Here is a 22,697-nt window from a genome sequence, read left to right as displayed (position 1 = left end):
CGAATGTGATGCGTAGAGTACGACGAAGTTGCGTGGGTCACAAGACCCGGCTTCGGGTATCGAGGGAGGTGTCGGCGTGATCCAGTCCGTCGATCGGGCGGTCCGTATCCTGTTCGCGCTGCAGGGAGCTCGTCGGATGACGCTGTCCGAGCTGGCTGCCGAACTCGAACTGGCGCCGACCACCGTGCACGGCATCGTGCGCACCCTGGCCGCGCACGGCGTGGTGGTGCAGGAGGGTGACGGCGGGCGATACCGACTCGGACCGGCCGTCCTGCGCTTCGGAAACGTCTACCTCGACTCGTTGGACCTGCGTGCCCGGTCGCTGGCCTGGGCACACGAACTCGCCCGGCAGTCCGGTCTCGCGGTGCGCGTCGGGGTACTGCTGGGGGAGGAGGTCGTGGTCATCCATCACGAGCCGCGCCCGGACGGCAGTCGCCAGATGCCGGAGGTCGGCGCCGAAATCCCCTCGCACGCCAGCGCTCTGGGCAAGGCGATGCTCGCCTTCAGTGGCCTGCCGGATGCCCTGGAGTTGCGCAGCATGACCGGGGCGACGGTAACCTCGCGGGCCGTGCTCGACGAGCAGCTCGATGTGACAAGAGAATCGGGTATCGCCTACGAGTGCGATGAGGCGGTGCTCGGCGAATCAGGGGTCGCGGGCGCGATTTTCGACCGCGCCGGTATCGCCGGTGCGGTGGCCGTGGTCATCCCCACCCTGGACTGGCCCGCCTCGGACGCGGTGGTCGACATGGTGCGCACCACCGCCCGCACAATCTCCCGGGAACTCGGGGCCGCACAGTGGCCCCTGGCGATCCTCCGGGAAGAACGCCAGGCCGAGCGCCACCGCGGCGCGCGGTGACCGCAGCCAAGCGGCTGCCGCAATGTGGCAACGCCGTCGGTGTCAGATCACAGGCCCAGGGTAGTTCCCCAGTCGCGCATGGCGGCGCGGATCGTGGTGCCCAGCTCCTTCCACATGACTTCTCCTCGCATTCGTGCAGGTGAAGTCCATTCCAGCGACGAATACACGCCTGGTCACCCGGGGCGGACGGATTCGGATGGCATCCGGCCATGTCCGGCCGACGTCGGCTGAATCCGGCGAGACAAAGGGTCTCGTCGTCGAGGACAACGCGGGCCCGCGACGCGTCGTGCAGCACCGGAGGAGGTTTCGCCAATACCCGCGAGCGCCTGGGCTTTTGCGATTACACGGTCCGGCACTCGGGATGTCGGAGCATGTCGCGCCCGAATGCGTCGGGTCGCATCACCGCGCCATCATCGAGGCCCGCACGCGCGTAACGGATCCCGGGTCAGAGCGTCGCGTGATGCCCAGCTAGGCGGCGGGTGGGTGTGCGACGGTGTGCAGGACGCGCAGGACATCGGCGAGATCAAGGACCAGGCCCGGGTTCTCGGCGGCCAGTCCCATTTCGATGTACTGGCGGATCAATTCCGAGGCAGTGATGCCTTTGCGCTCGGCGGTCTGCTTGATCGCGTCATCGGTTGCAAGCGACCATTTCACCGATCGCTTGACCATGGGTTCGGCTGGAGCCTCACCGGGTCCGGGGAAGTTCTCGGCCGGTAGGGTGTTGGTCGGGTCGAAAGTCAGTGCGTCGATCCTGGTCTCGTTGTCGGTGCTCATCGGTTGTTCTCCCATTCGGTGAGGATTCCCAGTTCGTAGGCGCGCATGTCGTAAACGCTGCGAATCAGGTAGTCGACGATGCCGCTGTCCTCTTCTTCGTCGTCGTCATCGGGTCGTAGGGCGATGATCACCGGCCGTCCGGCGCCGGTCCGTCCCCAGAACAGCAGGACCGGTTTCGCGTCGTCGGTGCCGGGCATGACGAGTTTCGTCGCGCTGTAGAGAACGTCGGTCACGTCTGCCGGGGTAAGTCCCAGCGCGGCGGCCATGGTCCGCGCCTTCTGTGTCCAGTAGTAGCCCATATCCCTTACGGAATACCTCGCGCGAGGTACCGGCGTGCATTCGATTTGCTGCCCATCGGCATCGTGGTGCCAGCAGCCCTGTTGCAGGGCTCCTCGACTCGACAGGATCCAGCGCGCCGGTGACCCGTGGCCCACGCTGCGGGCGGGTGCGAGGTGGGTGAGGTCTGCATCGGTCAGGTCCGCCGCCGCGTGACCCGATGGGCTAGCGCACCGCCTCACTGGTGCATTCCATGTGGCTGCGCTCTCAGTGCGCCGCGCGCTCGAAACCTGTTGCGAGCAAGTCGAAAGCGCGTTCGGCTTCCGTGACCGCCACCGGGTGCCGTTGCGCCACACTGGTTCCGGCGACGATTGCCTGCCAGTTGGCTTCGCTGAGGTCACGCCGTACCGCGATGATCGCGGCGGCCGCCAGCCGCGCATCCAACTCTCCCGGCACGTAGTGCTTCAGCGCCCGGCTGGGGGAGTCCTGTACGGAAAATGGTCGCTGTCGAATCCTCGGTGTGCTGGTTTGGGCCACCCAGATCACGAATCGTGGTGGTCTCGTATCGTTGCCGCGCGGTCTTCATCGGAGTCGGGGTCATCGCCCGTGTTTATGCTTGCTCAGCCGATGCTGCCCGTGGAGCCGCAGCCGTGCCGGGGAGATGGGGCTGGCGCACCCGGCGGGGCCGGTTCGACGGTGACCGTCAGGGTCTTCACACTCCAGCCGTCTCTGAACTGCAGGGTGTGCGTGCCAGCAGTCAACGGTGTCCAGGGCATCGATTTCAGACCGGTGCCGTTCATGCCGATGATGTCCGAGATGACACATTGGCCGTTGTCGTAGAGGTACACGTAGTACCCGGCCGAACCCGTCAAAGTGGGCACCATCGTGATCAGAGCAGCGCCCGCAACCGCCAACCCCTTCAGGCTCCAGCCGATTCGAGTGCCGACTCGCCGTGATGTCACTCGTCTTCCCCGTTCGTTCGTTTCGTTCTCGCCCGCGTTGATCCCCGACGAGTCGGCAGATCGGGCAGGCGCAGCGAACAGTGACGGCATCGAAGACCGAGCGGGCTGATTCCCGTCGCCGAAGACGCCCCGAGTTCCTGGGGCATGCCCGATGCCACCGCACGGCGCCATGCCCTCCAGCGGATCCCGCGTTGCCTCACGATGTTCGGAAAACGATGCGTGAGTATCGGGACGCGCGATCTCACCTCACTGCCGTGACCGAGCTCGGTGCGGAGGGGGAGACCGCTGCTGGAGAGCTATGGGTAAGTGCAGGCGGAAGGAAGCCGGTCAGGCCCAGGATGAGGCCGGCTGCGAAAGCAGCGGTCGTACGCGAAATCTTGATCGTGAAATGCATTGGTATTCCTTGCGATTCGAGTGGTCTCTGAGGCCCAGTGTGGGGTGCTCGCCAGGCGGAGGCAACCGCAAAAAACGCCGTTTGACCTGCGTCTTTCCGTCAAACCGGCGATGAGGTTTAGCGAGCTCCGCAAGTGGCTACACACCGCAGCGTGAGCTGCGAATACCCGGCTTTACACGCTCACCCCGTACCCCCTGCGGCCGAAAGGGTTTTGAGCACTGACTTTCGACGGCCAGACCCCGGAAGGCAACGCGATCGGAATTTCCCCACCTACCACCACCCGCAGCCAGAATATGTGATCTGAATCACATATTCTTCGTCCGATTTCTGCCAGATTTACGCAGGGATCGGCACTCAACGGAGATTCCCGTGGCCGGGGCTGATCCATACCGAGCGCCAGCGCACACGGAAGTGATGCTGGCGGTTCGCTGTCGACGCGCCGGCTAAATCTGTGGGCAAAGAAGGCTCGTAGCTGAAGGATGCCGCTCGGTCGGTACAGAATGGGTGCGCCGGGCGGCAGCCCCAGGAAGTCGGGGCAAGGTGGGCATATCGCCCGTAGGTAGCCTGGATCTCACCGACGGAGCCCGGCATCGGGGGTCTGCCGTCGAACTCTGCGGTACCCCAATCGTTTTCGTCAGATCGGAGTACCCCCATGCGACTCGTGGGCCCACTCGCCCTCGGCGCTGCTGCCGTGACACTCACCGCAGTCGCGTACGCCAACGCCGCCGGACCGGAGACCACCACAGCCACACCGGCGCCACCGACCACCACTGTCGCGCCGCCGACCACAACTGTGATGCCACAACCTACGACGACCATCGCTCCGCCGGTCGTCGTTTCACCGTTCCCGACTACCACACCATCGGTCTTTCCAGCACGCGACGGCTTCTACTGCGGCAACGGATTTCGCGGATACGAGGTGTACGCGGATTTCGTCTCGTGCGATATGGCGCACCAGGTGACCGACGCCTACGGCGCCGAGTACCCGCGCTGGGTCTCCGGTGCCATGATCACCGTCTCCGTGGCCGGGGCGAACTGGGATTGCAGGCAGCGGTCCGAGCACCTCGACACCTACCAGGAGTGCGTGACCAGCGAGCGCCCGTTTCGACGCGCGTTGCTGTACTCGGATATCGGATTCAGTGGTGGCGAAACTGGCTCGTTGGGCCGATAACGACCGGTATCAATCCCGGGAACAGACCTGGTGAAACGCCTTGCTGGTCGTCGATCACCGTGATACGCCAGCGAGCAGGCCGGCCCGACGTCGGTTTCCGATAGCGCTGGACTCACCGACCGAGTAAGCGCACCAGCGTGCGTAGCTGCGCGCGGTAGTAGTCCTCGAATTCCGTTGTGCCGGGCTGTTTTCCGGTGGCCTGGAGCGCGGTCTCGGGCAGCATGACGGGGGCCAGGATCATGCCCATGACCGCTATGCGGATGAAGGCCGGGTCCAGTGCCGGATCGATCTCCCCACGCTGCTGGGCCCGGGTCAGATTTGCCAGGTCGGATTCGACCGTGCCGGCGCCTTCGAGAAAGTCGGTGGTCGTACCGCTTCCGGTGAGGCCACGCCACACCAGTAGGCGAGCGGGCCGGGGATCTTCGAGAACCGCCGAGAGATAGCGGACAGCGACCTCGTCGAGCGGCAGTTCGGGATCCGCGCGTTCGGCCTCGGCCGCGGGCCAGTCACGTTGAATCTCTTGGTAGAGGCCCTCTTTGCCGCCGAAGTAGTAGGCGATCAGCTGCTTGTTGACGCCGGCCCGGTCGGCGATCTCCTGGACCCGCGCGCCGTCGAAGCCCTTGGCGGCGAACTCGTCCAGAGCGGCGTCGAGCAGGGCTTGGCGGGAACGTTCGGCGTCGCGGCGGCGGTCGGCGGCGCTGGGTGCGCGGCGCGGGCGGCGACCTGCGTCGAGGGGTGCCGGTGTCGCGGTGATCTCCGGCTCGGTTGCCATCCGGTCATACTACTGCGCCGGATGACTGGGTCACCCGAATGGCTACTTTGTCATCCATTCGTTTGACACTTAGCGGATCTATAACTATGTCGACAAACTAGCCACCACCTTGGCTGGGAAGTCGGCCGAGTCGTCACTCGATCAAGCGTCCACCGGAGTCCAATCGCAATGGGACGGCGGAAGACTTCCTGCAAATGGGAAGTTCTGTAGCGAGATTCGCGATCAGCGGGCGATAGCTTTGCCTCGCCGGGGCTTTGTCACGGTGTGGTTGGCATGCTGCGGTCGATCAACGTCTGCTGACCGACGACACCCGCAAACAATTCGAGGACAGCTGTGACCGGTCTACTGCATATCTCCTCCTCGCCCTTCGAGGAGCTGTCCGAGTCAATCAAGCTGGCCCGTTCGTTTCTGACCGGATACCGCGAATCACATCCGGATGCGGTGATCGATCAATGGGATCTGTGGCAGATCAGCGTGTCAGATATCAGAGGCGCTGCCACATCGGGGAAGATGAACGCGCCCACCGACGTCGAAGTCACCGAGCAACAGGCACACCCAACCCCGGTGCAGGACATGGTCAGTCGCTTCAACAGCTACGAGCACCTCCTGTTCAGCGTGCCCCTGTGGAACCACGAGCTGCCGTACATTCTGAACTTGTGCTCTGACCTCCAGATCGGTCGCCCTGGACCGTGGTTCGTTTGCTGCCTGCAATGTCCCTCGGCGGATCCGGGCGCGGGGTCGCGATCGCATGACGGCTTTCCCGCGGGATGCGATGCGCCTATCGCACAAGGTCGAGGTGCTGCGCGGCTGTCGGCTCGTCGCCGAACTGCCGAATGACGCGGCACTGACCCTGGACCGGCTCATGGAACCGTTGCCAGCGGGGCCGGTCTCATGAGATCCCGGGCGGCCGCATTGATCCGCCGCCGCCTCGTCTGGCAGGTGGTCGCGTTGCTGGCCGTGGACGTCGTGCACACGCCGGGATTTCTGGCCGTACGCAGGCAGGACGGCCTCCTCTACGGCGGCCCGATCGACATCCTGAGCTACGGCGCCCCGCTGGTGCTGATCTCGGTGGGCATGACCCAGGTTCATCGCCACCCGGGAATCGATCTGTCAGTGGGCGCGGTGGTGGCCATCGGAGCGCTGGCGTGTCTGCGCATCCGGAAGCTGACCGATCCCGGCGCGACAGGGGGGCGTCCTCGCGGCCGTCGCCATCGCCCTCGCGGTCGCGGCCGCCCTGGGCTGGTGGAACGGAATCCTGGTGGCGCGCTTCAGTATTCAACCGATCGGCGCGACGCTGATTCTTATGGTGGCCGACCGAACTCGCGCGGCCACACCGCAGGTTCTCGGACTACCCGATGGAGTTGTCTGCCGAAATCTGTTCAGCGACATCGCTCGAGTGCTTCTGCGCGGTGTAGCCCGAACTTGGGCCAGCGTCAGGATCACTACCGCAGGTTCGGCATCTCGATCCGAACACCAAGGACCACATGTGGATTGTGGGTGTCCCCGTGAGCCGTCTCAGTGGCACTCGGTGTCGGATCCGATGTCCCCATTGAGGGGAGAAACCGTGCCTTGCACGGTCCCCTTAACTGCTCGTTCGGGGGACCTGTCGGGGACAGGTCGGTGTTGCCTGTCCACTGTTTCTACCTGCAGATACGTGCTCTCTGGGCCATCGGGATCGCATCTGGATGCCATGGGGATGACATCGAGATCGCACCTCGATGTCATCAGCTTGTGACCGTTACCTGTCAACTTTGCTCTCATGATGGGGGTAAGGTCGCGTGGCGATGCGCACACGACTACACGATTAATCGTGTGGTCCGGGCCACACTGGTGGTGTCCCGGTGGAAGTTGCGCCGAGTGTTCGGCGTTACCGTATGTGCGTCCCATAAAGGAAAAGCGCCCGGATCGTCGGTTTCCGATCGATCCGAGCGCCACCCGGCTACTTGCGCGAACGGCGTGCGAAACCATTGATCGCGCGAAGAGCCACAGCCGACAGCCTGGCACTCTGTGCCAGGCTGTCGCTGTTCAGCAGGTCGAAAACCCCTGCCGCGAGATCGAATCCCGAAGCGATTGCCGGACACCAGCGCGTGGCTGCCGCCCTCATCCGCTCCAAACCCGAAGGCTTGTCCTGGATGTCGGGATTCGACTGCTCGGGCGGATCAGGATCCACTCGAGCCCCCTTTCCTACGGTGGCCACCGCCTGGCTGGCGGTGGCCTGGCCGCCGCCGCTGGGGGGCAGCGGCCAGGCCAGGGGCCTCTCGCGAAAGAGGCTGTGCAGGTCGGGGACTCGGCAACAATCGAACGCACGCGCGAGTCGAATCCAAGGCGACAGTCTAGACCCGACTCCCTGACGGACAACTGCTGATCCGTCCGGCCGAGTTCCTGAGGCCGCCCCGTCTCCGATCTGCGTGGGCGACCAACCCCTGCCGAATCGAAATCCCTTGTCGGCAGCACCGACACGGGCGCCAACAGGGCAGAGCTATTGGATCAGATCTCCTCCGCTGTTACGAACCGACACACCGATTCACTTACCTTCGAACCGCTTGGTCCCGTGCTAACGGCTCGCTCTCGCCAAGGGCAGGCGTGGTCCGTAAATCCCATGGCGTGGAGGGCCATCCCGAGTCCAAGACAATCCGACCGATCCGTTTTATAGCTGCCGCACATAGCCCCTTTCGTGGCGTGCGGTTATGCGGCATGCTCAATGCTTCGATCTTCCTTGAGAATTGGCGAGGACCCAGGACGGTGAAGGATTGCTGGCCGTCGACGGCCTGGGTGCTCGCGGTGACATAACACGACCGCCACTGGCTGTGGCGGTCGTGTCAACTGTCGTGCGATCAGCATCAGTCCGGCAACGGACTGAGCGGACTTGTGAGGGATAGTGGCGGAGAAACGGGCGGCCACCAGCAATTGTGCCGCATTGGAGAAGTACCGGAACTCGAAGAAAGGCTGTGCGCCACCACTTCTGGAGCTCCTGATGCGTCTCAAGCAGCTCTCGCTAGAGGGCAGATTCACTCATTGTGAAGCGGCGATGCGGGTCAGTCCGGGCGCGGGTCCGAAGTTGCACGATACGGACCCAGCGACTGGCGAAATCGTGGTGTCCAACCGGTTGGTGTCTGCGCAGCTCTCGCCGCGGGACAAGCTGACACCACCATGTATCCAGCTCGTCGAGGCGTTCGTCGAGCTGTACGCGGAGAGGACCGGTGCCGACCCGAATGTGCTTGCCCACGAGTTGAACGCGCTGCACAGAATCGCTCGGGTCCACTGCGAAGAGGTGAAAGCAGATCGCGTCGAAGCCGCGATCCGGGCCGGGCTCCGGGCTCCCACCTATGCCCAGCTGCAGGCCAAGGAACATACGATCATCGAGCTGCGCAAGAAGGTCGAGACCTGCGACGCGGAGTTGACCCGGCTACGCGAAGAGGTCGGCACCCTCCAAGACGCCCGCAATGAGCAGATCTTGCGGATCGCCGCGCTGGCGGACGAGCTCGTCCAGCTGCGCCGCCAGCTGGACGAAGCAGTCACCGAGCGCAACGACATGCTGCAGGAACGCGACGACACGATCACCGAGCTGCGCGAAATAGTCGAAAGCCGCGAGGCCGAGCTGACCCGTCTGCGCGGCCAGGTCGGTGCCTTCCGGTCCGGGGACAAGCAGCACCTTCGACGAATCAAGGTCTTGACCGAGGAGATCGAAGACCTCCGCCAGCAGTTGGCCGTTGTCCTCGATGCGCTGAAGCGCTCCCGCGGCAACGAGCGGCAGCTGCGTCGCGATCTGGAGCGGTCCGAGCGGCGGTTGCTGCGAACGGTCGCAGAGAGCGATCAGCAACAGGCACGTATTGCAGAACTCGCGCACCATGTGGAGGACCCGGTGGAGCGCGAACGACGCGAGCACGCCGTCCAGGTCTGGCAAGCCCTCGTTACGGACTCTGACTTCGAAGACCGCGACCAGATATCTCCGGCGCGAGCACTGCTCAAGCTCCGGGGTGCGCGCCCGCGGCTGTGGATGAAGGCTGAAGCCGGTGCAGCAGCCGCAGCAGCCCTGGGCAGCTTGTGGGTGCTCGGGATCTTCTGGGGCACCGCCCTCTTCGTCGCGATGGCGATAGTGCGCTGCTACATCTACGAGGCCAGCGTCCCTGTGGTGACAATCCGGACAGATGACCTGCTCATCAGCCGCTTTTACAAAACCCGATCCTTCGACTGGCGTGAGATCGGTGAGGTCAGCCAGGTTAGGCGCCATGCCTGGGCCAGGGGAAGCGGCCAGAACCCCGGTAGCGGCGATTTCAGGATCGAGTCCCGAGACGGCAATCAGCTGGCCGTGATCCGCGGCGGTCTGTGTGAGTGGGAGGCCTTCACCACTCTCGCGCGCACCCTCGCTCCCCACGTCGTTCTCGTCCAGGGGCCTCCGTCGTTCGGGCGCGATCAGAGGCGGCCATTTTTTGGCGGGGTCGATCATGGGGCGCGAAATCTGATGCTGGCACGAGCCTGCGTTCATGGGCTGGAGAAGGACCGCGCGATCGTCGAACGACACACGACGTGGGTGGTGCAGCCTGCTCCGGAACTCCACATGGAGTTCTGACCGCCGATACCCCTGTATCGACGCGTAGGAAATGTCCGTACACGCGCCTGGAGGAGGCGGGGAGGTGCGCCCGCAAGGTTGGTTGGTGCCCGGTTTGCTCTATCGGTCGAGCCCATCCCATCGGATCCTGCGGGCTCCTTTCGAGCGCCGATGTCGTGGGCAACGTGGGGCGCGGGCTGGTGATCGTCGGGTGCTCGAATTCCCATCTCGCCTTTTCCAGCAGCGTGCGGGCCTCGCGGCCACGCAGTAGCAGTTCTCGACGGTGGGCGGCGTAGGGGACTGTGGCCGCCAGCGCGTCGAGGTTGCGCAGGCATTCATCCAGGCGGGCAAGGGCTTTCGCATCGAGTGCGCCGGGCCGTTTCAGCTCGGCGGTCATCTCGTCGTACTGCTCCTTCGTCAGCATGCCGGGGCCGCCCCGACCATTGAGGTGCTCCTCGGGAGCGCTCGAGGCGTGCCCCCACTGCTGAGCGGTGAGACTGGTTGCGTGGTAGTAGGTTTCGAGAACGAGGTCGCCGCTGGGGGCTTCCAGGGCGCGGCCAATCCCGATACATGACCGCTGGGCGAATGGCTCGCGTTTCTGCGCGGATGTCGGGTTGTTGGTCGAGGGTGAGGTGGATCTTTGAAGCGTGGGCGGCGACGGCGTCGATGAGGGGTTGTTCGAGCCCGCATGAAGTGAGGGTGCGAGCGTCCACCGGAGTCCAATCCCAACGGGACGGCGGAAGACTACCTGATCACACACGAATCAGGTTGCTGGCCAACATGTTCGATCCTCAGGGCGCGGTAGCACAGGCGCACAAGAAGGCCGTCTTATTCGGCAAGAGCTTCAGACTCACCCGTCAGTTGATTGTGTTCAATGAAGGAGACTTTCTCATGCCTGGCACCGGATCTGCCGAACCGAACGATCTGACCACACCTCCCAAGCCGGGATGGCCGGTAGAACGCATCCAACCCCAGAGTGAAGATCAGACTCCGCTCACCCCGTCCTCGGCCACCACGAATACACGAGACATGCTCGAGCACAACACTCTGGTGCGGACCATGACAGAACATGTCGCACCGTTGACGGACACACTGGTCGAGTAGTGGTCCGGGCTGGGTGAGATCACGGGGTTACCGCCGGCAAGGGTGTGCGATCCGTTCGAGTTCCACTGCGGATGAGCCGGCGCGCCGCTGGTGTCGATGACTACCGCAGGCACGAACGGTACCGGCAGAGTGGCACCCGTTTTCGCCGTAACACCCTGCATTGCAATCGACATCATGGGTGCCGCGGCGGGGAGGTCACAGCCCACGACGCCGTTCGGAGCTATGGAACAGTTGTTCCCGGCCATGTTGAACCACGCCACACCGTTCGCATCGACGTAGGGCGTCGGGTCGATGAAGTCCGCTCGCGCGAGTCCCGTGGAGGCGAAGCAGACCAAGACTCCCCCGACTACGGAGCCGATGAGGGCTACTGACCTAGCTGGCATTGTGCATCTCCTGTGATGACTTCTAGCTGATCATGTCGCTTACCTGTCGAAGCTGTTCGGACATCCTGTGACGCATGACCCAGGCGACATGCCACGACTCCCGCGATTGGCACGATCAGTCAGGTACAAACGAACTTTCCGGACTAATCGCCTCGCGTTCGCCGAAGACATCCCACATTCTCGGCTCAACCTCGGAAGAGGGGGATGCGTCACCAGGTGCGGCAGTAACGAAGGTTCGCACGCTGGCGCCGTCAGGCGGTTGGATGACGAACTTGCCGGGATCGAAATACGGTTTGGCGTAGTCACTCTCGTTCCCTCAGCGGCCACACGGCGGTTGCGGGCGACAGAGTTGCCGATCAGGGCGAGCAGTGGCGGGCGTCCGCGCGCAGGTTGCGGCCGCCGGGGTAGATGATGCCGATGTCGGGATCGTCATCGGCGACAGGACACTGTCCAGCGTCGAGTACCTGCTGCTATGTCGCGCCGAATCGTTTGCGGGCCCGGTAAGCGCGGGCGACACACGCCGCAGAGCAGTAGCGGCGCCGTGACTGGGCGTCCCGCGGCAGCGCGGTCCGGCAGATGAGACACCGGCGAGATCGAGACCGCTGGCCCACCAACCGATTGTCGCTCGGCGGCCGCGCCGCGAAGCTCCGTCTCCGCGATGAAGGCCGAATGCTCCGAGACGTGCTGCTCCGCGAGGTCGGTTCAGCTGCAGGCGCTTACGCGGATCCGAAGGTCATCGAATGGTGAGGGTTGGTCCGGGGAAGCCATCCGACGGCACCCGGACGGCTCACATCACCAACAGGAACTCTCCAGGGCGTGACGTCCCTGGGCGCAAGGCAACGTAGTGCCCGGGATTTTGCTCGGTGCCGTGGACCTCTGACCGCGACGCGTCGGGGTGTTCGAGGATGCCGTTCGAACACCCCGACGCGGGAAGGTTGTGCCGGTTTTGTCGTGTCGGTACTTCTACACGGGTCGTTGGCGGGAGCGTCGTTGTCGTGCGGCATAGGCATCGCGCTTCCGACGCTGTTTGGCGCATTGGTCGTCGCGACAGTATGTGGGCGGTCGGCCGGTTTTGCCCGGTATCCGGAAAACATCCCTCCCGCAGCCAGGGCAGTAGGACGTAGGTGCAATCACCTCGCCGTAGGCGAATGCTCGGACGTCCTCTTGTGCCTGCGGGCGGGCGAGTCTTCCTCGCTGCAGATAGATCTTGTCAGGCAGCGACCACGTGTCGTGGTCCTGACAGGCCGATTGGCTGCGGAAGATGCCGAGCAACACGGCGAAGGTCTCGTCGGTGAGCGGCTCCATGGTTTCGCGTGCCGCCCTGTCGAATGTCACGCTCAATGCCAACAGCTCGTCGTCGTCGAGGCCGTATCTGGCCAGCCGCGTGGCCAGTTCGTCGGGGAGAACATGCCGGGCGGCCGTTTCTCCGACGGTGTCGTTGTGGCGTGCGTTTCTGCGGCGAGCGGGCCGGATCACCGGTTTCCCCTTTCGGTCGATCGCGACTGCGGTTTGTGGTTGTTCCCGGTTCGCCGACGGCGATGCCGCTTTCGCCCGAGTGCGCCTGCGAACGTTTCGAACATGCGCGCCATGTCTTCTCGGGGAGCCCGCAGCCACGCGACGATACCGCCGGTGGCCAGCACCAGCGCCGGCAATTGAACCCAGAACACCGTCCAGGTGCTACCCGACACCACAACGGACGCGGCATTGACCGACACGTCGACCTCCTCAAACAACGAAGGCCCCCAGCGTGGGCTGGGGGCCTTGGTATGGATACGAAAAAAGCTCCGGCCATCGACCGGAGCTTCCGCTGGGCACACTTGTTGCGCAGCGCCGAGAAGCGTAACGCGCCAACAGGATCGCGTCAATCAACCGCATTCACGCAGGTAGGGCGCAAGACCGGTTCTGTCGATCGAGTTGCCCAGGAGCGGAGGTCGCCCAACGTTTCACTCCATACCCGACGCCGCGGCGGCCTACCACCTGGCCATCATCTACGCCGACAACACCGCCGAACGCGACTTCCTCATCACTCGAGCCGAATCCCTCTGACAGGCGATCACGGCGGCTCCGGTGGCGAAAACCGGTACGGCGTAGGACATCATGTCGCTGACGCCGACGGATGTGGCCATGGCGAGCCCGAAGGTCGTCAGCACGAGCGCCGCCGCGGCAGCCGTGTAGCGGACCGCGAGGCCCACGACCAGCGCCAGTCCGAGGGTGAGTTCCACGACCGTGGCACCGGCCGCGGCGGGTACCGCGACGGGTTCGGCCCAGTGTGGCAAGAGCTTTCGCGTGTAGTCGGTGAAGGCGGCGTAATCTCCCCAGGAAACCCCGCTGCTCCCCGGCCCGCCCAGCAGTCCGAACCGGTCCGCCACGGATCCGAGCAGCAACGCGCCCAGCAGGATTCGCGCCTCGATCACCACGGGCCGATAGCGTGCCCGCGTGAGCACCATCGCCGCGACGACCGCGACGACGATCGCGGTGATCCACGCGATTCTGCCGTGGGCGAGCACCAGCCAGCCGACCTCGATTCCCAACATCGTTGCGGCAGCGATGATCGCGATGGTGCGGGCGGTCATGATTCCCTCCGACCCAGATGTAGCGGCAAGATAGAGGTATCGATATTCAGCGGTGACGGTTGAAGGCGCGCTCATCATGCCAACATTCGCGCGTGCCGGCCTGGAGGCTGTTCCCAGTCACGGTGATAGTCGCCAGTACGCCTTGTCTGCGGGAACCGAGACATTCCGGTGGCCCGCGGAAGACCTCAGGCTGCCTCTCGATTGCTGCCGTACCGGCGCAAGGGGATTCCGGACGGCTTCTGACAGCGTCAAGTCGGCTCGGATCCGTTCTGATACCGAGATAGCGGCGTGGAGGGTGCACGGCGCCGGAGTCGACGGCCGGGTCGAACATCATTTCCCTGCGGCGCTGAAGCTTTCGCTTCCACTAATTCGGACTTCCTGCCAGCTTCGGGATTCCGGGGCCGATTCGCAGCAGTGCCGTGTCATGCGGCAGCACGGTCGAGGCGACGGTACCGGAGACGACGGTGCTGGCGCCGGTCCACAGATCGGTCATCGGCAGGGGGGCTTCGGGTAGTCCGAGCTGCGCGGGTGACACGGTCAGCGTTCGAGCGTCATCGGAATCGTTACACAGTGCGATGGTCACCGACCCGTCGGCCATCCGCCTGCGCCAGATCATCGGCGCGATGCTGGTGGCAGGAGCCGACGGATCCTGATCGACGGCGAGCACCTGACCATCGGTGAGCAGGCTGCGCACCCGGTCGGGCATGGACGGGAGGGGGTTGCCCGCGATGAGCGGCGAGGACCACATTGCCCACATGCCCAGGTGGGTGCGTTCCTCGGCCTCGGTCAAGCCTGGCGTGAGCGTGCCCGCGGTTCCGGGCACACCGAGCACGAGCATGTCCAGGTCCGTCCAGTAGCCAGGGGTGTCGCGGCTGACCGGTGGGTATGCCTGGGCGAGCGCTTGCTGCACGCCGATGGACGTCTTGTGCGGCCTCGAGGGCAGCTGCCATGCCCACATCACGTCCGCGGTATCACGCGACATGCTCGCGATACCGTTCCAGTTGTAGCGGCTTCCCGAAGGCGGAGCGAACACTTCACTGTTTGGGTTGATGCTGTAGACCATGGCGCGCCCGGTGGACCGGATCGCATCGCGCATCGCCGTGAACGCCTGCACCTGTCGAGCGACGTCGGCGTCGGAGGAACACCAGTCGTATTTCAGGTAGTCCACGCCCCACGACGCGAACGTCACCGCGTCCAGCCGCTCGTATCCGGCGCTGCCGGTCGCACCGGGGTAGGCGTGTTCGTATTGGGTGCATGTCATGGTGTTCGGGGACTCGTAGAGGCCGAATTTCAGCCCGCGCGTGTGCATGTACTCCGCGAGCGCGGCCATCCCGTCGGGAAAGCGGGTTGGATCCGCGTGGAGCCTGCCAGTGCTGTCTCGTTGGGGATCGAACCAGCAGTCGTCGAGGATGACGTATTGATAGCCGGCCGCGCGCATGCCCGAGGCCACCATCGCATCGGCCTGCGCCTCGATATCACGCTCGGTGACGTTGCAGCCGTACGTGTTCCAGCTGTCCCATCCCAACGGCGGGGTCAACGCCACACCCGCGACAGCGGGCCCCTTCACCGGCGGAAAAACCAGTGGTTCGGCAGCGGTACAAGCGACCACCGACATCGCGAGACACAACAACGCTGCCGAGATCGCAGCGGCCTTTGTGATGCGGTAATCCATGTGCCTATCGGTACCCGAAGCGGACAGGGCCCCTCCCCAGGACCGTTCCCAGCGACGAGAAGCTCCAGGGGCTTTCGGACCGGTTCCGGCAGGTCCACGCGCGGCACTATGACCTCCGGACGAACCCGCAGGTCGGAAATGATCACGGACTGCCCGGAAGTGGACGACGGTCCGGAAGCGGGCAGGCTTCCGGACCGTCTACGTACCGCGCGCATGGTGCGTCTGCCGGCGTCCCGTTGACGCCGTCCGGTCCATGGGCGCGCGGCGCGCCACCGAGGGGAGTCGAAACGGGCGCGGCCGCGCAGGGGGAGCATTCTGGTGGACGGCGCGACCTCACGATCCGCCTCACCATGCGCGCAGCAGACCGGCTCGTTGTTCGCACTGCCCGCGAGCCTCGCGCCGGTCCCCATGAGTGTCATGTCAACACCGGGGGGTCTGCCAACTCGAGACGACCTCATTGGCACGGGAGGTCCCGATCTTGGCACCGCATGTCCGCTCCATCACTTCGTGTTGAAATTGCAACTGCAACAGGTCTTTTCGACCCTCGGGAGATCATAGAGAGGCAGGCACGTCCGGCCGCGGCGTAGGCACACGAGAGCCCGGCGTCGAGCCACAGCTGCAGCGAAACTTCCTGTCCAGTATCGGTTTCGGTGCGACAGAGCTGGATCTCGTCGAGGTTCATCACCGGGAACCCGTCGATGAGACCGGGGCCTGCTCACTCGCGTGCGGGTGCGGGTGAACAGAGGCCCATTCCAAGTACCAGCCGCCGCAGCGGCCATCGGCTCGGCGCAAGTAGGCCAGATCTCGCGGTCGGACTTGTTCCCGGCTTGCGCGCGAACTGAGCCATCTGACGGGAGCGGCTGGTTATGACGTGGTTGCGATGGTTCCCCCCGTGATGATCTGGATGTCCTCGTCTGCTGTTTCGGTCGGGTCCGCGGTGGTCGCGAACCAGTGGGTTACTTCACCGCCCTCGAGATCGGTGGCGATCTCACCGGTCGGGAGGACCGACAGAGCGCCGGCAGTGGCGGAGGCGAGGAATTCGTCGATGGCGGACAGGCCGGTCGCGGCGGTGGTGTAAGTGGCCGACGTGTAGTCGATCTCGTTCACCCTGCGCAGGTCGGATGCACGGGCGAGCGCTTCGGTCTGGGTCAGTACGGCCCAGGCACCCGCACCGTCGTCATACACGAAGGCCGGGTCGGATTCCGACAGTGGACGGACCCGCTCGGTGTAGGAGACTCGGTGGGCAGACCGGTCGGTGATGCCGGACTGGACCAGGGGATCAGTGAGCGCGAGCCACCGCACCGGGCCGGGCGACGATTCCTGGGTGACGCCGAAACTCGCTCCGGCGGTACGGATTTCACCCGCCGACAGGTCGTGGCCGAACAGCGTGGCGGCACCTGCCTTGTGGATGGCCCAGACCGCGACCACGGCGTCGACCGCGTGGGGGAGGTCGACGGCGACGATGTCGCCGGGGCCCGCGCCGTGGTCGATGAGGAGGCGGGCGAGCTGGGAGCTGCGGCGGTCCAGGACGTGGTAGGCGATTTCCTGGCCGGCGGACAGCAGCGCCGGTGCCTGCGGGTCTTCTTCCACGACCGCGGCGAGGGCTTTCTCCATCGTGGAGGTGCCGATCCGGGCCGACGCCACGGCCGAATCCGTCTGGGGGCCGGATCTTTCGGTGAGGATGCGGGTGCGTTCGGTGGCACCGAGGATGTCGATGTCACCGACGAGGCCGTCTGGATCGCCGAGCAGGGCGTCCAGAATCCGGTTGAAGCGGGCGGCCAGGACCGCGACCTGGTCGGCTGTGAAACGGCTGGTCAGATAGCGCATCCCGATCTCGATGGAGTCGCCGGCGACGATCACCAGCGACATCGGGTAGTGGGAGTTGTCACTGATGCCGACGCCACTGACCGACATGCCGTCGATGGAGCTCGCGGCCGCGATCGCGTCCTTGTCGACCGGGAAGGACTCGAACGCCAGGACGGTGTCGAATTCGGCTCCGGCACCGGCCAATTGCTGGATCTCGGTGAGGCCGATGTGGTGGTGCTCGAGCAGGTCGGCCTGATCGTGCTGGACCTGTTGCACCAGCCCGACGATGGTCAGACGGTCATCCACCCGGATGCGAACCGGCACCATGTTCAAGAACAGGCCCACCATGGATTCCACGCCCGGCAGATCACCGGGGCGGCCGGACACGGCCGCGCCGAACACCACGTCGCTGCGCCCCGTGAGCCGCCCGACCAGCACTGCCCAGGAAGTCTGGATCAGCGTGTTGAGCGTGACGTTGAGTTCTCGGGCGCGCTTGGTGAGCGCGCGGGTGCGTTCGGCGTCGATATCCAGGGTGTGGCGGCCGATTTCGTAGTTCTCGTCGTGTCCGGTGGCGGGCGCGAGCTGGGTGGGTTCGCTGACCCCTGCCAGCGCACGCTGCCACGCCGCGATCGACTCGTCGCGGTCGCGCCCGGCCAGCCAGGCCAGGTAGTCGCGGAACGGCGGCACGTGAGGCAGCACCGAGGTGTCGCCGCGCATCGCGTACAGCACCAACAGGTCGCGCATGAGCAGCGGCATCGACCAACCGTCCACCAGAATGTGGTGGGTGGTGATCGCCAGATGCCATTGGTCTTCGGCCAGCTTGAAAAGGTTGAAGCGCATCAGCGGGGGAGCGGACAGATCGAATTGCTCTGCTCGGTCCTGGTCGATGAGCTTGCGCAGCTGGGAAATGCGGTCGGATCCCGGCAGGTCCGTCGCGGATAGATCGATGACCCGGAACGGCACCTCGATACGGTCGAGTACCAGCTGGTGGGCTTGGCCGTCGGCGTCGGTGACGAACGCGGTCCGCAGGCTCGGGTAGCGGTCGAGGATCGCCTGCGCGGCCACCCGCAGCCGACTCACGTCCACCACACCGCTCAGGTCGAGCGCGGCCTGAATGGTGTAGACGTCCACCGTGTTCTGGGTGAGCAGCGAGTGGAACAGCAGACCGGACTGCAGCGGCGAGAGCGGCCACACATCCGACAGTGTCGGGTAGTTGCGTTCCCACACTTCGATGTCGGATTGCGCGACATCCACCAGCGCCAGGTCGGACGGTGTGAAGCCGCCCGCCTCGGGCCGTGCCGCGTGCGCGGCGAGCGCGGTCAGCGCCGCCACGAACAGATCCGCGAACTCCTGCACCCGTTCCCGCTCGAGCAGTCCGTTCGGGTAGGAGAAGGTCGCGCCGAGCTGTGGTCCGTCCTCGCCGTCGGTGACGGTGGCGTTGATGTCGAGGGTGGCGTTGGCCGGCGTGTCGGCGTCCATGTCGCCGTCGAGGCGACCGAGATCGTCGACGGGCACCCAGCCGAGTTCGGCTGTGCCCTCGGGTATCTCGCCGGCCGACATGCGGCCCAGGTAGTTGAAGCTGATCTGTCCGACATCGCGTAGCTGCGTGGCGGTTTCGGGGTTGAGGTGTCGCAGCAGACCCCAGCCGAGACCCTGGTCGGGCAGTGTCAGCAACTGTTCCTTGACCGATTTCACGATGTCGCCCAGGGTGTTTCCGCCCTCGAATGCCTCGTCGAGGTTCGCGTCTTCGAGGTCCAGCGCGATCGGGAAGACCGCCGTGAACAAGCCGATGGTGCGCGAAAGATTCGCGCCCGCAACGACTTCCTCCGCACGGCCGTCATTTCCGAGTCTGATCAAGGTCGAACCGCCGGTGGCTCGCCCGCGCCAGCGTGCGACGGCCATGGCCACTGCCGAGAGCAGGCCGTCGTTGACATCGCCTCGGTAGAGGCTGGGTACTGCGGTGAGCACTGCTTCGGTGACCTTCGCCGGGACGCTTATCTCGATGCGTTCGACGGTCGAGACGGTGTCGACGGCCGGATCGAAGGCCCGTGACCCGAGCAGCGGATCCGGCGTCTGGGTGACCCGCTGCCAGAACGGCAGTTCCGCGACCCGCGCCTCGGAGCGAGACCCCTCGACGAGGGCATGCGCCCAGCGTCGCAGGGAGGTGCCGGTCGCGGGCAGCGCGATCGGCTGCTCGAACGCGAGCTGCGACCAGGCCAGACCCAAGTCCGCAATCAGGATGCGCCAGGACACGCCGTCGACCACCAGGTGGTGGGCGACGATGAGCAGCACGTCACGACGCACCCGTGCCTCGTCGGAGCCTTCGGGGGCGAAGGCGAACCAGACGAACTGCACCATGGCGGCATTCGCCGGATCCAGACGGCCCAGCGCGGCATCGAATTCGATGCGGCCGACCCGCGTCAGCTCCTCGTCGCTGACATCCGCGGACAGCTCGACCCGGTGCACCAGCGCGTCGATATCGACGGCTCCACGCGGCAGCGCCTCGAACTGGAAGCCTTCCGCGATGTTCCCGCGCAGATGGGACCGCAGCACATCGTGGTGGTCGAACAGCGCCGAGATGGCATCCACGAGCACCGCACGCGTGATTGCGTCCGGCAGTCGCAGCGACATGGTCTGTGAGAACCGTTCGTAGGACGACTCGCTCGACAGCATCGCGTGCATGGCCGGCGTCAGCGGGATGTCGCCGACCCCGCCGCCCGGCAGTTCCGCCAGTGTCACCCGCTCGCCCTCGCCCACCAGTCGGGCAGCCTCGGCCAGGCCCGCGACGGTTCGCAGTTCGAACACCTCGCGTGGGCTGAACACGATGCCGCGCGCCTTGGCTCGCGAGACCAGCTGGATCGACAGGATCGAGTCGCCGCCGAGGGCGAAGAACGGGTCGTCCACGCCCACCTGCTCGACACCGAGCACATCCGCGAACACCTCGGCGATGGACGCCTCGATCGGGGTGGACGGCGCACGGAACGCCGTGGTCTCGAACTCGGGCTCCGGCAACGCGTTGCGGTCCAGTTTGCCGTTCACATTGAGCGGCAGAGCATCCAGCACCACGAACGCCGACGGCACCATGTACGACGGCAACGCCGCACTCAGCGCCGACTTCACCAGCGGCACATCGATATCCGTGCCGGGTGACACCAGGTAGGCGACCAGGCGGTCACCCGTGCGGGCGTCCTGCTTGGCGATCACGGCGGTCTGCGCGATCTCGGGCAGCGCGAGCAGCGCCGCCTCGATCTCGCCCAGTTCGATTCGGAAGCCACGGATCTTCACCTGGAAGTCCGTACGGCCCCGGTAATCGAGTTCACCGTCGTTCCAAGCCACCAGGTCACCGGTGCGGTACATGCGCTCACCCACCGCGAACGGGTTGGCCACGAAACGATCCGCGGTCAGATCCGGACGCGCGAAGTAACCGCGCGCCAACTGCGTACCGGCCAGATACAGCTCACCGAAGACGCCATCAGGCACCGGACGCAACCGGGCGTCGAGGACGTAGACCTGCGAATTCCATTGCGGCACACCGATGGACACCGAACCGGAGTCGGCATCGGTGACCAGGTGGCTGGTGAGGGACACCGCGGCCTCGGTGGGGCCGTAGAGGTTGAACAACGACGCGTCCGGATTGCCCGCGCGGAAGCGCTGTGCCATAGAGGCAGGCAGCGCCTCACCGATGGCCAGCACTTGCCGCAGCGAATCGCTGAGTGTGCCTTCGGATTCGGTGAGCAGCGCATCCAGCATGGACGGCACCGCATGCAGCGTGGTGACCCGCTCCCGAGCCATGAGCTCGTTGAGGTATGCCGGATCCCGGTGGCCGTCGGCCGCAGCGATCACCAGGCGGCCACCCGACACGGCGGCCGACCAGAACTCCCACATCGACAGGTCGAACGTCGCGGCCGTCTTCAACAACACCGCGTCATCCGCGCCGAGCCCGAATTCGGCCGTCTTCCACTGCAACTGGTTGGCAATAGCGGCGTGCGGCAGTGCCACGCCCTTCGGGCGGCCGGTGGAACCGGAGGTGAAGATGACGTACGCGGTGTTCGCCGCAGTCAGCTCTCGCACCCGATCGGCGTTGGTGACCGGCGTGACCGAATAGCGCGTCAGCTCCAGCTCATCGATGCGCAAGACCTCCGTCATTCCGGAGTCCGACAGCTCGAAGGCGTCTCGCGACGTGGTGAGCACAGCGGCCGGGGCGGCGGTCTCGAGGATGTAGCCCACCCGTTCGGCGGGCTGGTCGGGGTCCACCGGCACGTAGGCGGCACCGGCGACCGAGACCGCGTACATGGCGACCACGAGGTCCACCGAGCGACGCATGGCCAGGGCCACACGGTCTTCCACGCCGATGCCACGCGCGATGAGTTCCCGCGCGAGCTGGTTGACCCGTGCGCCGAGTTCGGCGTAGGTGACCGTCTCGCCGCCCGGTCCGACCAGCGCGATGGCGGTCGGCTTGGCCGCCACCGTCGCATCCAGCATCGAGACCAATGTCGCGGCCGCATCCACCTCGTGCGCGGTCGCATTGCGGGCGTCGAGGATTTCGGCCCGCTCGGCCGGGGCCAGCAGGTCGATCTCACCGACCGCGGTGCGCGGGGCGACCACGATCTCGCCGAGCAGATTGATGAACCGGTCGGCGAATTCGGCCACGGTGTCGCGGTCGAAGATATCGGTGGCGTAGGTCAGGATGCCCGTGATGCCCTGTGCCGCACCGTCTTCGCCGTAGATGTCGGAGACGATGAGGTGCAGGTCGAACTGCGACAGCTCGGTGTCCACGTCCAGGCCGGACACGCTCAGCCCCGGCAGTTCCAGGGTGGAGCGGGTCAGGTTCTGGAAGGACAGACCCACCTGGAACAGCGGGTGCCGCGCGGTGGAGCGGGCCGGGTTGAGCACCTCGACGAGCCGCTCGAACGGCACATCGGCGTTGGCGTACGCCTGAATGTCGGTCTCGCGCTGGCGCGCCAGCAGGGCGGCGAACGGTTCCCCGCCGTCGACCTGGGTGCGGAACACCAGCGTGTTGACGAACATGCCGATCAGGTCGTCGAGCACGGCCTCGCCACGACCGGCCATCGGAGTGCCGATGGCGATGTCGTCGGAGCCCGACAGGCGCGAGAGCAGTACCGCGAGCGCAGTGTGCACGACCATGAACAGCGTCGCGCCCTCGGCGCGCGCCAATTCGACCAGGCCCGTGTGCAATTCGGCGTCGATGCGGACGTCGATCTTGCCACCGGCGAAGGACTGCACCGCCGGACGCGGCCGGTCGGCCGGAAGGTCCAGCTGATCAGGCAGCCCGGCCAGCGCGTTGCGCCAGTAGGCGACCTGCTTGGCGGCAAGCGATTCCGCATCGCTCTCGTCACCGAGCAGTTCGCGCTGCCAGATGGAGTAGTCGGCGTACTGCACCGCCA

At 65.5% G+C, this 22,697-nt stretch carries 16 protein-coding genes; 5 read left to right on the top strand and 11 right to left on the bottom strand.

What is annotated here, in order from left to right:
• Positions 1-76 precede the first annotated feature (76 nt).
• Entirely contained in the window at positions 77-856 is a 780-nt protein-coding gene (locus ACYVN4_RS35420; RefSeq protein WP_460726902.1) for an IclR family transcriptional regulator, read from the top strand.
• A gap of 468 nt (positions 857-1,324) precedes the next feature.
• Here ACYVN4_RS35420 and ACYVN4_RS35415 read toward each other — a convergent pair whose 3' ends face one another.
• From ACYVN4_RS35415 to ACYVN4_RS35400, 4 genes are all read right to left on the bottom strand, one after another.
• Positions 1,325-1,630 (bottom strand): hypothetical protein, encoded by a 306-nt coding sequence (locus ACYVN4_RS35415; protein WP_460726900.1) that lies wholly within the window; start codon positions 1,628-1,630, stop codon positions 1,325-1,327.
• A complete protein-coding gene (locus ACYVN4_RS35410; protein WP_460726898.1) occupies positions 1,627-1,929 on the bottom strand; it encodes a hypothetical protein in 303 nt (100 codons plus the stop codon). The genes ACYVN4_RS35415 and ACYVN4_RS35410 overlap by 4 nt, the downstream gene beginning before the upstream one ends.
• A gap of 244 nt (positions 1,930-2,173) precedes the next feature.
• Positions 2,174-2,362 carry a hypothetical protein gene (locus tag ACYVN4_RS35405; RefSeq protein WP_460726896.1) on the bottom strand — a complete coding sequence of 63 codons (189 nt, stop codon included), beginning with the start codon at positions 2,360-2,362 and terminating at the stop codon, positions 2,174-2,176.
• A gap of 164 nt (positions 2,363-2,526) precedes the next feature.
• Entirely contained in the window at positions 2,527-2,868 is a 342-nt protein-coding gene (locus tag ACYVN4_RS35400; protein WP_460726894.1) for a hypothetical protein, read from the bottom strand.
• 1,046 nt (positions 2,869-3,914) lie between these two features.
• Here ACYVN4_RS35400 and ACYVN4_RS35395 point away from each other — a divergent pair.
• Positions 3,915-4,433 (top strand): hypothetical protein, encoded by a 519-nt coding sequence (locus ACYVN4_RS35395; RefSeq protein WP_460726893.1) that lies wholly within the window; start codon positions 3,915-3,917, stop codon positions 4,431-4,433.
• A 112-nt stretch (positions 4,434-4,545) separates the two neighbouring features.
• Here ACYVN4_RS35395 and ACYVN4_RS35390 read toward each other — a convergent pair whose 3' ends face one another.
• Complete coding sequence (locus tag ACYVN4_RS35390; protein WP_460726891.1) at positions 4,546-5,205, bottom strand: TetR/AcrR family transcriptional regulator; 660 nt, start codon at positions 5,203-5,205, stop codon at positions 4,546-4,548.
• 333 nt (positions 5,206-5,538) lie between these two features.
• Here ACYVN4_RS35390 and ACYVN4_RS35385 point away from each other — a divergent pair, with 333 nt between their 5' ends.
• Complete coding sequence (locus tag ACYVN4_RS35385; RefSeq protein ID WP_460726889.1) at positions 5,539-6,042, top strand: NAD(P)H-dependent oxidoreductase; 504 nt, start codon at positions 5,539-5,541, stop codon at positions 6,040-6,042.
• A gap of 1,102 nt (positions 6,043-7,144) precedes the next feature.
• On the opposite strand, the gene ACYVN4_RS35380 is transcribed toward ACYVN4_RS35385, so the two are convergent.
• Entirely contained in the window at positions 7,145-7,375 is a 231-nt protein-coding gene (locus ACYVN4_RS35380; protein ID WP_460726887.1) for a hypothetical protein, read from the bottom strand.
• A gap of 804 nt (positions 7,376-8,179) precedes the next feature.
• On the opposite strand from ACYVN4_RS35380, the gene ACYVN4_RS35375 reads away from it, so the two are divergent.
• Entirely contained in the window at positions 8,180-9,775 is a 1,596-nt protein-coding gene (locus tag ACYVN4_RS35375; protein WP_460726886.1) for a hypothetical protein, read from the top strand.
• A gap of 759 nt (positions 9,776-10,534) precedes the next feature.
• On the top strand, positions 10,535-10,858 hold the full coding sequence (locus ACYVN4_RS35370) for a hypothetical protein (protein ID WP_460726884.1): 324 nt from the start codon (positions 10,535-10,537) through the stop codon (positions 10,856-10,858).
• A gap of 1,346 nt (positions 10,859-12,204) precedes the next feature.
• Here ACYVN4_RS35370 and ACYVN4_RS35365 read toward each other — a convergent pair.
• From ACYVN4_RS35365 to ACYVN4_RS35345, 5 genes are all read right to left on the bottom strand, one after another.
• Positions 12,205-12,717 carry a hypothetical protein gene (locus ACYVN4_RS35365; protein WP_460726882.1) on the bottom strand — a complete coding sequence of 171 codons (513 nt, stop codon included), beginning with the start codon at positions 12,715-12,717 and terminating at the stop codon, positions 12,205-12,207.
• Complete coding sequence (locus ACYVN4_RS35360) at positions 12,714-12,956, bottom strand: hypothetical protein (RefSeq protein ID WP_460726880.1); 243 nt, start codon at positions 12,954-12,956, stop codon at positions 12,714-12,716. Before ACYVN4_RS35360 ends, ACYVN4_RS35365 begins: the two co-directional genes overlap by 4 nt.
• A 273-nt stretch (positions 12,957-13,229) precedes the next feature.
• On the bottom strand, positions 13,230-13,814 hold the full coding sequence (locus ACYVN4_RS35355; RefSeq protein WP_460726878.1) for a hypothetical protein: 585 nt from the start codon (positions 13,812-13,814) through the stop codon (positions 13,230-13,232).
• A 364-nt stretch (positions 13,815-14,178) separates the two neighbouring features.
• Positions 14,179-15,486, bottom strand: coding sequence for a glycoside hydrolase family 27 protein (locus tag ACYVN4_RS35350; protein ID WP_460726876.1), 1,308 nt, complete (start codon positions 15,484-15,486; stop codon positions 14,179-14,181).
• An 864-nt stretch (positions 15,487-16,350) separates the two neighbouring features.
• Positions 16,351-22,697, bottom strand: a 6,347-nt coding sequence (locus ACYVN4_RS35345) for an amino acid adenylation domain-containing protein (RefSeq protein WP_460726874.1), incomplete at its 5' end; no start/stop codon positions are given.

It is taken from the genome of Nocardia heshunensis (genome assembly GCF_054782115.1).
This window is presented reverse-complemented; position numbering and strand designations above follow the sequence as displayed.

Bases quoted from the DNA above. Each gene is read 5' to 3' on its own strand.
- ACYVN4_RS35390 (WP_460726891.1), bottom strand. From the start codon at position 5,205: ATGGCAACCGAGCCGGAGATCACCGCGACACCGGCACCCCTCGACGCA.
- ACYVN4_RS35350 (WP_460726876.1), bottom strand. From the start codon at position 15,486: ATGGATTACCGCATCACAAAGGCCGCTGCGATCTCGGCAGCGTTGTTG.
- ACYVN4_RS35410 (WP_460726898.1), bottom strand. From the start codon at position 1,929: ATGGGCTACTACTGGACACAGAAGGCGCGGACCATGGCCGCCGCGCTG.
- ACYVN4_RS35370 (WP_460726884.1), top strand. From the start codon at position 10,535: ATGTTCGATCCTCAGGGCGCGGTAGCACAGGCGCACAAGAAGGCCGTC.
- ACYVN4_RS35355 (WP_460726878.1), bottom strand. From the start codon at position 13,814: ATGACCGCCCGCACCATCGCGATCATCGCTGCCGCAACGATGTTGGGA.
- ACYVN4_RS35415 (WP_460726900.1), bottom strand. From the start codon at position 1,630: ATGAGCACCGACAACGAGACCAGGATCGACGCACTGACTTTCGACCCG.
- ACYVN4_RS35375 (WP_460726886.1), top strand. From the start codon at position 8,180: ATGCGTCTCAAGCAGCTCTCGCTAGAGGGCAGATTCACTCATTGTGAA.
- ACYVN4_RS35395 (WP_460726893.1), top strand. From the start codon at position 3,915: ATGCGACTCGTGGGCCCACTCGCCCTCGGCGCTGCTGCCGTGACACTC.